Here is a 14,660-nt window from a genome sequence, read left to right on the forward strand (position 1 = left end):
AATCCGGCCAAGCGGCGCAGTACAGGGAGAACCGCGTCCGCGACGGGAGACGTCCATGAGTCACAGTGCGCAGGAACCGATCGACCGGATCGACGAGCGGGGGGCGGCGGCCTCCGCGCTGGCCTGCCTCGACCGCTGCCTTCCTCTGCTCGGCTCCCCGCCCGACGGCCTGCCCGACGACCTGCTGCGACCGCTGTGGCACTGCGTGGCCGAGGGCGGGGCGGACTGGACGGACCGGCTGGCCGAGGTCAGGGCCCGCGTGGCGGACGCGGTGGACGCCGGCGCCGGGCAGGGCCCCGCGGCCGCCGGTCCCGCCGGCGCGGTCGTACGCGACATGCTGGCCGCCGCCCCCTCCGGGTGGGAGGGGGCGGCGCTGCGCGCCTGGGCCGGGGTCTGCGCGGCCGCCGCGCTGGACGTGCACGAGCGGCTCGGCGGCGGACCGCTCGCGGACGGCGAGGAACGGCGGCAGGCGCAGATCCTCGACTTCCTCGCGGACGCGCCGGCCGCCGCCGCCGGGCTCCGGCCGGTGCTGGAGGTGTCGGCCGAGGGACGGCGGGTGCTGCGGGCCGTGGTCTCGCGCCGCGGCCGCGGGGCGTGATCCGGACCGGGCCGGTCCCGTCGGGGACACGGGGCACCGCCCCGCTGCCGCTGCCGCTGCCGCGGCTGCGGTCGCGGCCCGAGGCCGGACGGGTCCGCGGGGCCCGACAGGGCAACCATCGGGGGGAGTTGCGAGTCTCCTGAGTGATCACGCCGTGGTCGCACTGACGAGGAGACCATCATCACCGCCATACGCAAGACCCTGACCGCCACCGCAGTCGTCGGCGCCGTTCTGGCGGGTTCGGCCGCCTGCGGCACGGTGCAGCAGCTGTCTGCCGGCAAGAAGCTCGACCAGGCCTTCGAGCGGCTCGGCAAGGAGAAGTCGGTCTCCTTCGAGCTCGACCTGGACACCGACGCCGCGACGCTGAAGGCGCTCGACGCCAAGTCCGACCCGGAGCCCGGGGACGAGATGCCCGACGAGGCCGCCCAGCTGCTCAGCGAGGCGCGGATCAGCTTCACCGTTCAGTCGCGCAAGCCGATCGACGAGTCCGGAGAGAAGGACTACGTCGGCATGGCCATGAAGATCAGCAACAAGGACGGCGACCTCATCGAGTACCGGGTCATCGGCGACTACACCTACCTCCGCACCGACATCGACGCCGTCGGCAAGGTGCTGGGCGCACCCGTACCGGCCGCCGAGGACCTGCCGCCGGAGGCGGCCGGGCTGAAGAAGGCCCTCGAGGGCGAGTGGGTCAAGTTCAACAACAAGGAGCTGGAGAAGGCCGGCACCGACATGGGGGCCGCCGGACCCGGTGCGAAGCCCTCGCCGGAGCCGACCATGGACGCCAAGACGCAGAAGAAGCTGCTGGAGGCCCTGCGCGAGACCGTCGCCCGCGAGGTCGACTTCACGACGTCCGGCGGCAAGGACGGGACCGAGCACATCATCGCGACGGCGCCGTTCCGCACGCTCCTCACGGAGCTGTTCGGGGAGATCCGCCCGCTGGCCAAGGACCTGCCCCCGGGCATGGACCTGCCGACGGACAAGGACCTCCGGGACGCGCCGAACGCCAAGGTGTCCGCCGACTTCACGCTCAAGAACGGCGAGCTGTCCGAGGTGAGCATCGACCTCGCCAAGCTGGCCGAGGACGCCAAGGTGAAGAAGCTCGGGCTGCTGCTGCGCGTGGGCGAGGGCCGCACGACGACCGCCCCGGCCGGCGCCACCGAGCTGGACATGGAGGAGCTGATGGGCGGCTTCGCCGGCGCGATGATGGACGAGGAGGACGTCGACACGTCGGGCCTCGCGGACGAGGGCTTCGAGGACGGCTTCGAGGAGGACCACCCGGTCGAGGACGCGGCGTAGTCGTACGACGGGGACGGGGCGGTGCGCCGGTGTGCGCGCCGCCCCGCGCACCACGGGGGTACGCATGGGAATGCTGTTGTCGCTGGGCCTGTTGGCGCTGCTCCGGTGGACCCTGGGCCACGCGCAGACGGTGTGCGGGGTCCTGCTGGTCGTGGCCCTCGCCCTGTTCCTGGTCCGCCGCCACGCGGCGGCGCGCGTGACGGCGTACGCGCTGGGTGGCATCGGGATGTCCGGGCTGTGCCTGACGACCGCCGTCCTGTGGACGGGACAGGAGCTCGGGGTGTTCTGACCCGGCCGGACGGGGGACTCGTCGGTCGCGGGGGCGGAGGCCGCGGTGACGGCCCGGTGCGGCGGGAGGTCGGTCGGTGATGGCGCAGGGGCGGCGAGTGGACCCGGTGCAGATCCTCATCCGGGTCGGCGACACGGACCCGGACGCGGGCGGCAACGAAGAGGCCTACCAGGAGTGGGTCTACCTGGCCCGGGAGGCCGGCTGGGACGTGGTCGAGAGCTCCGGCTTCCGGGAGCCGGGGGGCGGCGGCACGGAGTGCGGGCTCGTCGAGATCGAGGGGCTCGCCTACCGGATCCACTACGGCCCCCGGGCCCGCGCGGACCTCGCGGACGGCGAGACGGTGCTCACGTACGCCGCCTGGGCCGAACCCGTACAGTGAGCCGTCGTACGGCGCGCGGGGCGCCCCGCCCGGCGACCCGCGAGCGCAGGAGACCCGACGCGGGGCGGACCAGGAGCGCCATGACAAGCCACGAACCGGCCCGGTCCTCCGTCGTCACCGGTGCGACGGCGAACGGCCGTTGCGCCGTCACCGCGCAGGACGTCCTGTCCGCCGTCCGCCTCGCGGTGGACGTGCTCGGACGGGCGGACGGCGGCGCCGACTGGGACGCCAGGGCCGGAAGCCTGGAGTGGACCTGCTGGGAGACCGTCGAGCACCTGGCCGACGACCTGTTCGCGTACGCCGCCCAGCTCGGGCCCGAGCGCCCTTCCCCGGACGGTGAGGTGCCCTTCCTGTGGGAGGCGCGGCGCCCCGGCGGGCCCGCCAACGTCACGTACGCCGACCGGCGGGCCGGGCCGGCCGGGCTGCTCCAGATGCTGGAGGCCTGCGGGGCGATGCTCGCCGCGATGGTGCGGGTCACGCCCCCGCACGTGCGGGCGCACCACGTGTTCGGCGCGTCCGACGCGGAGGGCTTCGCGGCGATGGGCGTCGTCGAGACCCTCGTCCACACGTATGACGTCACCCAGGGGCTCGGCCTGCCGTGGGACCCGCCCGCGCGGCTCTGCGACCGTGTCCTGCCGCGGCTCTTCCCCCACGCGCCGACCGACACGCCCGCCTGGCCAACCCTGCTGTGGGCCACCGGCCGCGGGGAGCTCCCGGGGCGGGAGCGCCTGACGTCCTGGCGCTGGTACGGAGCCGTCGGGGACGGCCCGGCGATGTGAGGGGCCGGCGGATCCGTCGGCGCCGCGCCACGACGGGCGACCCGTTCCGGTTCGCGTGAGGGACCGGGCCGGCGCGTGTCGCCGGGTCGGGCGCCGGGGCCGGCGAGATGCCCGCGACGCCCGCCGGATGGTGCCGCTGTGACATTTTCGGGCTCCCGGACGCAGATAGGGGGTGGGGGAATGTGACGGGCGGCGCGAAGAGGGCAGTGTGGGGGCGTACGACACGGAACTCGGCGCCGCCGTGGAGCGCGCTCAGCAGGGCGACGAGGACGGGTTCGCGCGGGCGTACCGGCTGGTCCACCCCGGGCTGCTCGGATACGTGCGGGGGCTCGTCGGCGACGACGCGGAGGACGTGGCCGCCGAGGCGTGGCTGGAGATCGCCCGGGACCTCGGGCGGTTCCAGGGCGACGGCGCGGGTTTCCGCGGGTGGACGGCCACCATCGCCCGGCACCGGGCGCTGGACCACCTGCGCAAGCAGCGGCGGAGCCCGCGCACCGCGCTGATCGAGCAGGACGTGCTGGAACTGCCGGGCGGCCAGGACACCGCCGCCGCGGCGCTGGAGAGCCTGTCGACGGAGCAGGCGCTCGCGCTGATCCGCGGGCTGCCGCGCGAGCAGGCGGAGGCGGTGCTGCTCCGGGTGGTCGTGGGGCTGGACGGCCCGGCGACGGCGAGGGTGCTGGGCAAGCGGCCGGGAGCGGTGCGCACCGCCGCGTACCGAGGACTGAGGAAACTCGCCGGGCGACTGGCGCAGGGCGGAGCTGGGTGATGAGCAGGGACAGGAAGCCGCGGGACGGTGACACCTGGGCGGTCGGCCGGACCGGTGCCGGGGCGGACGACGTCCGGGCGGACGGCGCTTCGGCGGGGCCGGCCGAGCTGCTGGCGGCCGCCGTACTGGGCGGTGCGGTCGATCCGGCGGGCGAGGAGCGGGCGGTGGCGGCGTTCCGCGCGGCCCGGGACGGCGGCGAGCACGCCGGGCGCAGGACCCGGCGGCGCGACGACTGGCGGCCGGAACGGGAGCGGCGGCGCCTGCGCTCGCTGCGGGCCTCGGCGATGGGGCTGGCGGCGACGGTCCTGCTCGGCGGGGTCGCGGTGGCGGCCCAGACCGGCGCGCTCGGCTCGCCGTTCGGCGGGGGCGGCGGCGGTGCCGCTCCGGAACGCCGCCCGTCGACGGTGTCGCCGCACGACAGTGACGTGTCCGCCACGCCGCTCGCCGAGCAGGAGGGCCCGGCGCACGCTCCGGCCCGGACACCTGGCACGGTCGTGGTGCCGGGCGTGAGCCCGTCGCCGGCGGCAAGTGGGCGCCCCGGCGGCCCGAGTGCGCCGGAGTCCGGTGCCGGTGCCGGGCCGAAGGCGGAGCGGAAGGGCAAGAGCAAGCCGGGCGCGGGCGCGGACACCCGTAAGGGCGCCGAGCCGGGCCCGGAGCCGACCTCGAGGACCGGACGCACGCCGGGCGCACCGGGCGGGGGCAAGGCCGGGGACGAGGCGGGGAGCAAGCCGCACACCAGGCCCCACGGGAAGCCGGGCGGCAAGGGCGGCGCGAAGCCGGAAGCCAAGCCGCACGGCAAGGGCGGCGGGAAGCCGCACGGCAAGGGTGGCGGGAAGTCCGGCGCCGAGCCGCACGGGAAGCCGCAGGCGAAGCAGAAGACCGGGCAGGGCGGGAGCGGGGAAAAGCCCCGGACCGGCCGGGACGGCGGGAGCGGTGGCGGTGGGCCGGCCGCGAGGACGGGCGCCGAGGCGGCGGCGGGCGGCGCCCTGGGCCCGCACGGCAGGCCGTGACCCGTACGCGTGTGCACGGCGGAGGACGACCGGGGCCGCCACCCCCCACAGGAGAGGCCCCGGTCGCCGTCCACGGGTCCGCGGTACGGCCCCGTACTCCTATCAGCGCCATGGGTGCGTTTTCTGTCACACCGCTCTCGGTCAGCGGGATGTTGCAGGTTGTACAAGACATGGACGTGACGCGGTACGACCACGTAGCGTGCTGCTGCGCGCCGGGCGTAGCGACGGCGGTGACCAGCCGCGATGACGAACAGGTAGAGGGAGTGCTGGGGGACGACGCGGAGCTGACCACCGCAGTGCTCGCGGCGCAGGACGGGGACGAAGAGGCCTTCCGTGCTGTGTACCGCGCCGTGCATCCGCGGTTGCTCGGCTACATACGCACGCTGGTCGGCGACGCCGACGCGGAGGATGTCGCGTCCGAGTCCTGGCTCCAGATATCCCGCGACCTCGACCGGTTCAGCGGGGACGCCGACCGCTTCCGGGGCTGGGCGGCCCGGATCGCCCGCAACCGCGCCCTGGACCACCTGCGCATGCGCGGCAGGCGCCCCGCCGTGGGCGGCGACGAGACGGAGCTGACCGACAAGCCGGCCGAGTCCGACACCGCCGACGAGGCGATGGAGGCCCTGTCCACCGGCCGCACCATGCACCTGATCGCCCAGCTTCCGCAGGACCAGGCGGAGGCCGTCATCCTGCGCGTCGTCGTCGGTCTGGACGCCAAGAGCGCCGCCGAGACCCTGGGCAAACGGCCCGGCGCCGTGCGCACCGCCGCCCACCGCGGGCTGAAGCGACTGGCCGAACTGCTGGACGCGGACGGGCGCGGCGAGCCGGCCGGGGCGGCGCCCGGCGCGCTGAGCGCCGTACCGCCACAACCCGGGCGCCGGGCCGGTTCCGGGGTGCGTGCCGGTGTGACGCATTGGCGCTCGCGGACGCAGAAGGACATGTGATGGCCGACGAGCGGGATGAATGGCTCGACCAGGACGCGGTGGAGAACCTGCTGCGAGGTGAACCGGTCCGCCCCGCCGACGATCACGCGCGGGAGGCGGCCGGCCGGGTCGAGCGGGCGCTGGACGCCCTGCGTGCCGCCGCCGGCCCCGCCGCGGGCGAGCTGCCGGGCGAGGAGGCCGCGCTGGCGGCGTTCCGCGCCGCGCGGGCGGAGAAGGCCGCCGGGGCGCGCACCGCGCTGGGTGCCGCCGGTGTCCCCGAGGCAGCCGAACTCGGCACGGTACGCGTCCGGCCCGGGCCCCGCAGGCGGATGCGCTGGGCGCGGCCGGTGCGCTGGGGCCTGGCCGCGTCGGTGGCCGGCCTCGCCGTGGGCGGCGTGGCCGTCGGCGCCGGCACGGGTGTCCTGCCGGTGCTGGGCGGCGACGCCGGCGAGCCGCTGCCCGCCGCGTCGGTGTCCGACGCTTCCCCCGACACGCCCCAGGACGGCGCGCCCACCGGCGGGTCCGGCGCGGCGACGCCCGGGGCGGCCGGTGAGCCCGGCGGCGCGCGGCCCTCGGCGTCGGCGACGCCCGGCGAGGGGCGCGAGCGCGTACCGGGCCGGCCGGACCCGGAGGGGAGCGGCCGCACCGGGGAGGGCGACGACGCCACGGGCGGGTGGCCCGGCGGCGACACGGCCGACGTGGCGGGTGCAGGATCCGGTGGCGCGGTCGCCGGCCCCGGCACGGGCGACCACTGGTTCGCGCGGACCGTCCAGGACTGCCGCGACTACCGGGACGGCCGCCTCGACCGGGACCGCCGGGAGAGGCTGGAGGCCGCCGCGGACGGGGCGGCCAAGCTGAAGGCCCTCTGCGACAAGGTGCTGGCCGGCGAGGCCGGGTCCCAGGACGGCTCCACCGGTACCGGCTCCGGCGGCTCGGGATCGGGCTCCGGCGGTCCGGGCACGGGCGGCTCCGGTTCCGGGGGCACGGGCCACGGGCCCGGCCCGGGGAAGTGGAGCGGCGGCTGGGGCGGCGAGGACGCCGGCCGCGACGACGACCCGGAGGCGGCGCGCCCGTCGGCGTCCTGGCGGCCGGTGGCGCCGTCACTCGTCGTACGGCACTCCGGACTGGTCTTCTGAGCCCCTTCGAACGGCTCTGACCTGCGGTTTCAAAATTTCTTCGGTGAGGGTGTGACGTTTTTCCGCCCCGCGGCGCAGTAATGAGTGAGCCGACTGGTCATCGGCAGCGCGAAGAGCCGGGGTTCCCCCCGTACCTACGGCTCAGCGCACATGGCGCGGGCGGGACACGTTCCCCCGGTCCCGCTCGCGCCCTCTCTCTCCTCCCGGCCGGAGCCGGCCGTCACCAGTGGACGACGACCTTGTCGCCGACCTTCACCTGGCCGAAGACCGACGAGAGCCGGTCCATGTCCCGCACGTTCACACAGCCGTGCGAGCCGCCGTTGTAGCCGCGGGCCTTGAAGTCCGCCGAGTAGTGCACGGCCTGGCCGCCGCTGAAGAACATCGAGTACGGCATCGACGTGTGGTAGAGCGTCGACTTCCACTCGCGCTCCTTGCGGTCGACCTTGAAGGTGCCCTCGCGGGTCGGCGTGTTCTCCGAGCCGAAGCGCACGTCCATCGCCGAGACCACCTTGCCGTCGATCATCCAGGCGAGGGTCCGGCTCTCCTTGCTGATGCAGAGCACCCGGCCCGTCATGCAGCGGGCGTCGGGCTTGTCCAGCTCGTTGGTGGTCGGCGGGCGCAGCTCGCCGGCGGTGGGCGTGCGCGACGCGGCCGTCAGGCTCTCCCAGGTGGCGCCGTCGACCTCGCCGGTGGCGGTCAGGCCCTGCTTCTCCTGGAACGCCGAGACGGCCTTGGCGGTCATCGAGCCGTAGAAGGCGGTGGGGCTGCGGTGGAAGTGCCCGAGCTGGCGCAGCCGGGCCTGGAGCTCGCGCACCTGCTCCGTCTCCGTGCCCTCCGCCATCAGCACCTCGCCGGAGGCCGCCGGGGCCGGGGCGGAGCCGGTCGGGCCGGCGCCACCGGCGGCGGAGGCGCCGGACGACGGCGAGGCGGTGGCCGCCGGCGACGACGGCGACGCGGACGACGGGCCGCCGGCCGCGGAGTCCCCGGCCGCCCCCACGGCCTGGGCGGTGCAGCCGGTGGCGGCCAGGGCGACGGCCGCCGCGGCCAGGACGGATCTGCGTATGACGGATGTGCGGTGCATGTGAGCCCCCCGAGTTGATGACCTGTACCTAATGGATGCTTCGCGGGGGTGCTTGGTTGCGCGGCGCGGAGCATGCTGTGAGGAAGGTCCCAGCGTGCGGCTCTCCACCCGCCGCACGCCCGCCGCTACAGTCCGTCGCGAGGGTCGGTACCAGCGAGTAGGTCTAATCGGAAGGCACAGCACATGGCGCGCGAGTCGGAGTCGGGTCTGCCCATCGAGCCGGTGTACGGGCCGGACGCCCTGAGCGGGTGGGACGCCGACGAGAAACTGGGCGAACCGGGCTCGTACCCCTTCACGCGCGGTGTCTACCCGACCATGTACACCGGCCGCCCCTGGACGATGCGGCAGTACGCCGGCTTCGGCACCGCCGTCGAGTCCAACGCCCGCTACAAGCAGCTGATCGCCAACGGCACCATGGGCCTGTCGGTGGCGTTCGACCTGCCGACGCAGATGGGCCACGACAGCGACGCGCCGATCGCGCACGGCGAGGTCGGCAAGGTCGGCGTGGCGATCGACTCCATCGACGACATGCGGGTGCTGTTCGGCGGGATCCCGCTCGACAAGGTCTCCACGTCGATGACGATCAACGCCCCCGCCGCCCTCCTGCTGCTCCTCTACCAACTGGTCGGCGAGGAGCAGGGCGTCCCGGCGGACAAGCTGACGGGCACCATCCAGAACGACGTGCTCAAGGAGTACATCGCCCGCGGCACGTACATCTTTCCGCCGAAGCCGTCGCTGCGGCTGATCGCCGACATCTTCAAGTACTGCAAGACCGAGATCCCGAAGTGGAACACGATCTCGATCTCCGGCTACCACATGGCGGAGGCCGGGGCCTCGCCCGCGCAGGAGATCGCGTTCACCCTCGCGGACGGCATCGAGTACGTCCGTACCGCCGTCGCCGCGGGCATGGACGTCGACGACTTCGCGCCCCGCCTGTCGTTCTTCTTCGTCGCCCGCACCACCATCCTGGAGGAGGTGGCGAAGTTCCGCGCCGCCCGCCGGATCTGGGCGCGGGTGATGCGCGACGAGTTCGGCGCCAAGAACCCCAAGTCGCTGATGCTGCGCTTCCACACCCAGACGGCGGGCGTGCAGCTCACCGCCCAGCAGCCCGAGGTGAACCTGGTGCGCGTGGCCGTGCAGGGCCTCGCCGCCGTCCTCGGCGGTACGCAGTCGCTGCACACCAACTCCTTCGACGAGGCCATCGCGCTGCCGACCGACAAGAGCGCCCGCCTGGCGCTGCGCACGCAGCAGGTCCTCGCCTACGAGACGGACGTCACCGCCACCGTCGACCCGTTCGCCGGGTCGTACGTCATCGAGAAGATGACGGACGACGTGGAGGCCGCCGCCCTGGAGCTGATGACGAAGGTCGAGGACCTCGGCGGCGCCGTCAACGCCATCGAGCGGGGTTTCCAGAAGAACGAGATCGAGCGGTCCGCCTACCGCATCGCCCAGGAGACCGACTCCGGCGAGCGCGTCGTCGTCGGCGTCAACCGCTACACCCTGGAGGAGGAGGAGCCCTACGAGCCGCTGCGGGTCGACCCGGCGATCGAGGCCCAGCAGGCCGAGCGCCTCGCCAAGCTGCGGGCCGAGCGGGACCAGGCGGCGGTCGACGCGGCGCTCGCGGAGCTGAAGAAGGCCGCCGAGGGCACCGACAACGTCCTCTACCCGATGAAGGACGCCCTGCGGGCGCGGGCCACGGTCGGCGAGGTCTGCAACGCGCTGCGGGAGGTCTGGGGGACGTACGTCCCGACGGACGCGTTCTGACGCGTCCCGTGTGACGAAACACCGAGGCGGAGTGTCGTACCCACGTGCGACACTCCGCCCCATGCTGGGTGTCACCGATCTGCCGACCTATCTCGCGGGCCTCGTCCTGATCATTCTCCTGCCGGGGCCGAACTCGCTGTACGTGCTCTCCGTCGCCGCCCGGCGCGGGGTGCGCACCGGGTACGTCGCCGCCTCCGGCGTGTGGTGCGGCGACACGGTCCTGATGACGCTGTCGGCGGCCGGCGTGGCCTCCCTGCTCCAGGCCAACGCGCTGCTCTTCGGCATCGTGAAGTTCGCGGGCGCCGGCTACCTGACCTGGCTGGCGGTCGGGATGCTCCGGGCGGCCTGGTCGATGTGGCGGACCCGCCGGGAGCGGGTGGCGGCGGAACCGGAGGCGGCGGCCCCCGCGCCGGCCGCCGAGCGGCCGTTCCGCCGGGCCTTCGTCATCAGCCTGCTGAACCCGAAGGCGATCCTGTTCTTCATCGCCTTCTTCGTCCAGTTCGTCGACCCGGCCTACCAGTACCCGGCGCTGTCCTTCGTGGTGCTCGGCACGCTCGCCCAGGCCGCCAGCGTCCTCTACCTCACCCTGCTGATCTTCACCGGCACCCACCTGGCCGCCGCGTTCCGCCGCCGCAAGCGCCTGTCGGCCACCGCCACCTCGGCGGCCGGGGCGCTGTTCCTCGGCTTCGCGGTGAAGCTGTCGCTCAGCAGCGCGGCGTGAGCACCGGACCGACTTGACCCTGACACCGTGTGAGGCCGTGTCGTGGGAGGCGTCATGTTCACCATCGGAGACTTCGCCAGACACGGCCGGGTGTCGGTCCGGATGCTGCGCCACTACGACGCCGTCGGACTGCTGCGCCCCGCCCGTGTCGACCCGTACAGCGGCTACCGCTACTACGAGGCCGGCCAGCTCGCCCGGCTCAACCGCGTCATCGCGCTGAAGGACCTCGGCTTCACCCTCGACCAGGTGCGCTCGATCCTCGACGAACGGGTCGGGCCCGAGGAACTGCGCGGGATGCTGCGGCTGCGGCAGGCCGAGCTGGAGTCGGCCGTGAGCGAGGCGGCCGCGCGGCTGGCGCGGGTCGGGGCGAGGCTCCGGGCCATCGAGAGCGAGGGACACATGTCCACCCAGGAAGTCGTCGTCAAGAGCGTTCCGGGCGTCCGGCTCGCCGAGCTGACCGGCATCGCCGCGGGCTTCGGACCGGGCGAGATCGGCCCGGTCATCGCGCCCCTGTACCGGGAGCTGTGCGCCCGTCTGGAGGCCGCCGGGGTCACCGGCTTCGGACCGGGTATCGCCCACTACGAGGACGCGCCGGCGGGCGACGGCTCGATCGTCGTCCACGCGGGGATGACGATCCCGGCCGGCGTCACGGTCCCGGACGTGGCCGTCGTCGACCTGCCCGGCATCGAGCGGGCGGCGACGGTCGTCCACCGCGGCGCGATGGACGACCTGCTGCCCACCGTCCAGACCCTCGCCGCCTGGATCGACTCCAACGGCTACCGCTCGGCGGGCTACTCCCGCGAGCTGTACCTGGAGTGCCCGGAGGATCCCGCGCAGTGGGTCACGGAGATCCAGGAGCCGGTCGTCAGGGCGTCCTGAGCACCGCCCGCCCACGCGCCGGGCACGCCGGGGGCCGGCCGGCGGACCCGGCGCGTGGGCGGGGGACCGGGACGCAGCCGTGACCGAGCCGGCACGGACGGCGGCGCGGACGGCGCACGGTCTGTCGCTCACCGGAGCGTGAGATCCGCACGACCGGGCACGATCACTTGAGCGAACACCCGACCGGAACGGGATCGGGAGCGATCGACACACGCGGAAAAAGCGTGAGCTTACCCACTTGACCTGGCGCTCAAGCCCGCCGTCCAGGCTTTCTTTCCCCTAACGGGCTGAAGTTTTGTAGATCACACGTTAGTTGAGGGCGAAACGCGCCTACCCTGTCATGGGTGAACAAGGTGATGTCCCGCGACCCCGAAACAGACGTTCCCGGCGATACGCCCCTCCTCGGCGCGCTGCCAGAGAGCCTGCGCGCCGAGTTGATCGCGTTCCGCCGGGATGTGCACATGCACCCCGAGCTGGGCTTCCAGGAGTTCCGCACCACCGCGGCGATCAAGACGCGCCTCGAAGCGGCCGGGCTCAGCCCCCGGGTCCTGCCCGGCGGCACGGGGCTCACGTGCGACATCGGTTCGTGGGACGGCGTCCGCCCCATGCTGGCGATCCGCGCCGACATCGACGCGCTGCCCATCCCGGACACCAAGACCGACGTCCCGTACCGCTCCACCGTGCCGGACCGGGCCCACGCCTGCGGTCACGACGTGCACACCACGGTCGTCCTCGGGGCCGGCCTGGTCCTGGCCGACCTGGCCCGGGAGGGCCGGCTGCCCTGCGCCGTGCGGCTGATCTTCCAGCCCGCCGAGGAGGTCATGCCCGGCGGCGCGATCAGCGCCATCGACGCGGGGGTGCTCGACGGCGTCGGCCGGATCATCGCCGTCCACTGCGACCCGCGCGTCGACGTCGGCCGCATCGGGCTGCGCACCGGGCCGATCACCTCGGCCTGCGACCGCCTGGAGGTCACCCTGGACGGGCCCGGCGGCCACACCGCGCGCCCGCACCTCACCACCGACATGGTCACCGCGGCGGCCCGCGTCGCGGTCGACGCGCCCGCCGTGCTCTCGCGCCGGATCGACACCCGGTCCGGGCTGGTCCTGACCTGGGGCCGCATCGAGGCGGGGCATGCGCCCAACGTCATCCCGCAGCGCGCCGAACTGGGCGGCACGGTCCGCTGCCTGGACCTGGAGGCCTGGCGGCACGCCCCGGACCAGGTGTACGCGGCCATCGACGAGGTGGCCACGCTGCACGGCGCCAAGTGCCAGATCGAGTACGTGCGGGGCGTCCCGCCGGTCGTCAACGACGCGGCGGTGGCCCAGCTGCTGCACGACGCGATGGCGGCGCGCCTCGGGACGTACGCGATCGAGGACACCGAGCAGAGCCTCGGCGGCGAGGACTTCTCCTGGTACATGGAGCACGTGCCCGGTGCGATGGCCCGGCTGGGTGTCCGCCGACCGGGTGATACGTCCCGGCTCGACCTCCACCGGGGCAACTTCGACGTCGACGAGCGGGCCATCCAGGTGGGCGTCGAACTGTTCACCGCCGCCGCCCTCCTCGACGGCGGCCTCTGACCGCCTCCGCACGGACACGGCCCGCCCGTTCGGGGCGGGCCGACCCGTCAGTTTCCGGTCACCAACGGGCAGGGCCCCATTACGCCTCGTGGCGGTACGGCGAACGTCATCGGCTGTTCGCGTCGATCTGGTAACGGCTAACGAACAGGCCTTTACCTGACATCTACGCGCGTTACGATCGCCGCGAAACCAGCGCCGAGAAGAGGCGCTTAGGTCAGGTTGAAGGAGCCTCCCTTGCGCCGGATCACCAGGATCGCAACCGTGGGCGTCGCGTCCGCGGCACTCGCACTCAGCGCCACCGCGTGTGGCGGAAAGTCGTCGTCCAGTGGTGGCGACGACCAGGACCCCAAGGCGGCCATCGCGTACGACATCGGCGGCCGCGGCGACCAGTCCTTCAACGACGCCGCCTACGCCGGTCTGGCGAAGGCCGAGAAGGACCTCGGCGTCGAGGGCACCGAGGCGGAGCCCAGCGAGGGCGAGGGCGACCCGGACAAGGTCCAGCGCCTGACCGAGCTGGCCCGCGCCGGCAACAACCCCGTCATCGGTGTCGGCTTCGCCTACGCGCCCGCCATCGCCGAGGTCGCGCCGAAGTTCCCGAAGACCACCTTCGGTCTGATCGACGACACCTCGAAGACCGGCAAGAACATCGCCAACCTGGTCTTCAACGAGGAGCAGGGCTCCTACCTGGCCGGTGTCGCCGCCGCCAAGGTGACCAAGACCAACACCGTCGGCTTCATCGGCGGTGTCGAGACCCCGCTGATCAAGAAGTTCGAGGCGGGCTACGTCCAGGGCGTCAAGGACACCAACAAGAACGTCAACGTCAAGGTCCAGTACCTGACGCAGCCGCCGGACTTCGGTGGCTTCTCCAAGCCGGACCTCGGCAAGGCCGCCGCCGAGGGGCAGCTCGACGCGGGCGCCGACGTGATCTACGCCGCCGCCGGTCTCGCCGGCTCGGGCTCGATCGAGGCCGCCGCCAAGGCCAAGAAGTGGGCCATCGGCGTCGACTCCGACCAGTACAACCAGAAGGGCCTCGCGGCCTACAAGGAGTACATCCTCACCTCGGTGACCAAGGATGTCGCCGACTCCGTCTACAACCTGATCAAGTCGGTCAAGGACGGCAAGCCGCAGTCCGGCGAGGTCCGCTACGGCCTCGACAAGGGCGGCGTGGGTCTGGCCACCTCCAACCCGGCCTACACCAAGCTCACCGACGTGACCGCCGCGGTCGAGAAGGCCAAGGCCGACATCATCGCCGGCAAGATCAAGGTCAAGACCGCTCCGTAACCACGCGGACGCGACCGGGTCCGCGGGTCCGGAGGGGCGGTACGAGCCGCCCCTCCGGACCCGGACCATGTTCCGCCCCGCCGGGACCCGAACCGGGGGTCGCCCCCCGGTTTCTTCCCTTCGCCGTCGCTACGCGCGTAGAGCCCTCCGCGGCGCGATAACTTCGGCACCTGCCCCC

Annotated in this window: 15 protein-coding genes; 14 read left to right on the forward strand and 1 reads right to left on the reverse strand. The window is 73.6% G+C overall.

What is annotated here, in order from left to right; translation table 11 throughout:
- Positions 1 to 55 precede the first annotated feature (55 nt).
- The 9 genes from A4V12_RS06045 to A4V12_RS06085 all read left to right on the forward strand — a co-directional run bounded on the left by A4V12_RS06045 (position 56) and on the right by A4V12_RS06085 (position 7,179).
- Positions 56 to 598 carry a hypothetical protein gene (locus A4V12_RS06045; protein WP_064068168.1) on the forward strand — a complete coding sequence of 181 codons (543 nt, stop codon included), beginning with the start codon at positions 56 to 58 and terminating at the stop codon, positions 596 to 598.
- A gap of 258 nt (positions 599 to 856) precedes the next feature.
- Positions 857 to 1,897 (forward strand): hypothetical protein, encoded by a 1,041-nt coding sequence (locus A4V12_RS06050; RefSeq protein WP_064068169.1) that lies wholly within the window; start codon positions 857 to 859, stop codon positions 1,895 to 1,897.
- 64 nt (positions 1,898 to 1,961) lie between these two features.
- A complete protein-coding gene (locus A4V12_RS06055; protein WP_159028821.1) occupies positions 1,962 to 2,186 on the forward strand; it encodes a hypothetical protein in 225 nt (74 codons plus the stop codon).
- A 97-nt stretch (positions 2,187 to 2,283) separates the two neighbouring features.
- Entirely contained in the window at positions 2,284 to 2,565 is a 282-nt protein-coding gene (locus A4V12_RS06060) for a hypothetical protein (RefSeq protein ID WP_064068171.1), read from the forward strand.
- A gap of 80 nt (positions 2,566 to 2,645) precedes the next feature.
- Positions 2,646 to 3,344, forward strand: a complete 699-nt coding sequence (locus tag A4V12_RS06065) for a maleylpyruvate isomerase N-terminal domain-containing protein (protein WP_107415337.1) — start codon at positions 2,646 to 2,648, stop codon at positions 3,342 to 3,344.
- 208 nt (positions 3,345 to 3,552) lie between these two features.
- Complete coding sequence (locus A4V12_RS06070; protein ID WP_107415338.1) at positions 3,553 to 4,110, forward strand: RNA polymerase sigma factor; 558 nt, start codon at positions 3,553 to 3,555, stop codon at positions 4,108 to 4,110.
- Positions 4,110 to 5,120, forward strand: a complete 1,011-nt coding sequence (locus A4V12_RS06075; protein WP_064068173.1) for a hypothetical protein — start codon at positions 4,110 to 4,112, stop codon at positions 5,118 to 5,120. Before A4V12_RS06070 ends, A4V12_RS06075 begins: the two co-directional genes overlap by 1 nt.
- A 263-nt stretch (positions 5,121 to 5,383) precedes the next feature.
- A complete protein-coding gene (locus A4V12_RS06080; protein WP_064068174.1) occupies positions 5,384 to 6,064 on the forward strand; it encodes an RNA polymerase sigma factor in 681 nt (226 codons plus the stop codon).
- A complete protein-coding gene (locus tag A4V12_RS06085) occupies positions 6,064 to 7,179 on the forward strand; it encodes a hypothetical protein (RefSeq protein WP_064068175.1) in 1,116 nt (371 codons plus the stop codon). Before A4V12_RS06080 ends, A4V12_RS06085 begins: the two co-directional genes overlap by 1 nt.
- Before the next feature lie 220 nt (positions 7,180 to 7,399).
- On the opposite strand, the gene A4V12_RS06090 is transcribed toward A4V12_RS06085, so the two are convergent.
- Complete coding sequence (locus A4V12_RS06090) at positions 7,400 to 8,260, reverse strand: L,D-transpeptidase family protein (protein WP_064068176.1); 861 nt, start codon at positions 8,258 to 8,260, stop codon at positions 7,400 to 7,402.
- Between the two features lie 183 nt (positions 8,261 to 8,443).
- Between A4V12_RS06090 and A4V12_RS06095 the strand changes: the two genes are divergently transcribed.
- From A4V12_RS06095 to A4V12_RS06115, 5 genes are all read left to right on the forward strand, one after another.
- Positions 8,444 to 10,024, forward strand: coding sequence for an acyl-CoA mutase large subunit family protein (locus tag A4V12_RS06095; protein ID WP_064068177.1), 1,581 nt, complete (start codon positions 8,444 to 8,446; stop codon positions 10,022 to 10,024).
- 61 nt (positions 10,025 to 10,085) lie between these two features.
- Positions 10,086 to 10,745, forward strand: a complete 660-nt coding sequence (leuE, locus tag A4V12_RS06100; RefSeq protein ID WP_064068178.1) for a leucine efflux protein LeuE — start codon at positions 10,086 to 10,088, stop codon at positions 10,743 to 10,745.
- 54 nt (positions 10,746 to 10,799) lie between these two features.
- Positions 10,800 to 11,624: a MerR family transcriptional regulator gene (locus tag A4V12_RS06105; RefSeq protein ID WP_064068179.1), complete on the forward strand. Its 825-nt coding sequence runs from the start codon at positions 10,800 to 10,802 to the stop codon at positions 11,622 to 11,624.
- Positions 11,625 to 11,980: 356 nt separating this feature from the next.
- Entirely contained in the window at positions 11,981 to 13,201 is a 1,221-nt protein-coding gene (locus A4V12_RS06110; protein ID WP_064068223.1) for a M20 family metallopeptidase, read from the forward strand.
- 234 nt (positions 13,202 to 13,435) lie between these two features.
- Positions 13,436 to 14,482, forward strand: coding sequence for a BMP family lipoprotein (locus A4V12_RS06115; RefSeq protein WP_064068180.1), 1,047 nt, complete (start codon positions 13,436 to 13,438; stop codon positions 14,480 to 14,482).
- Positions 14,483 to 14,660: the final 178 nt, after the last annotated feature.

The sequence above is a fragment of the Streptomyces noursei genome (genome assembly GCF_001646665.1).
GTDB classification, from domain to species: Bacteria; Actinomycetota; Actinomycetes; order Streptomycetales; family Streptomycetaceae; genus Streptomyces; species Streptomyces lavendulocolor.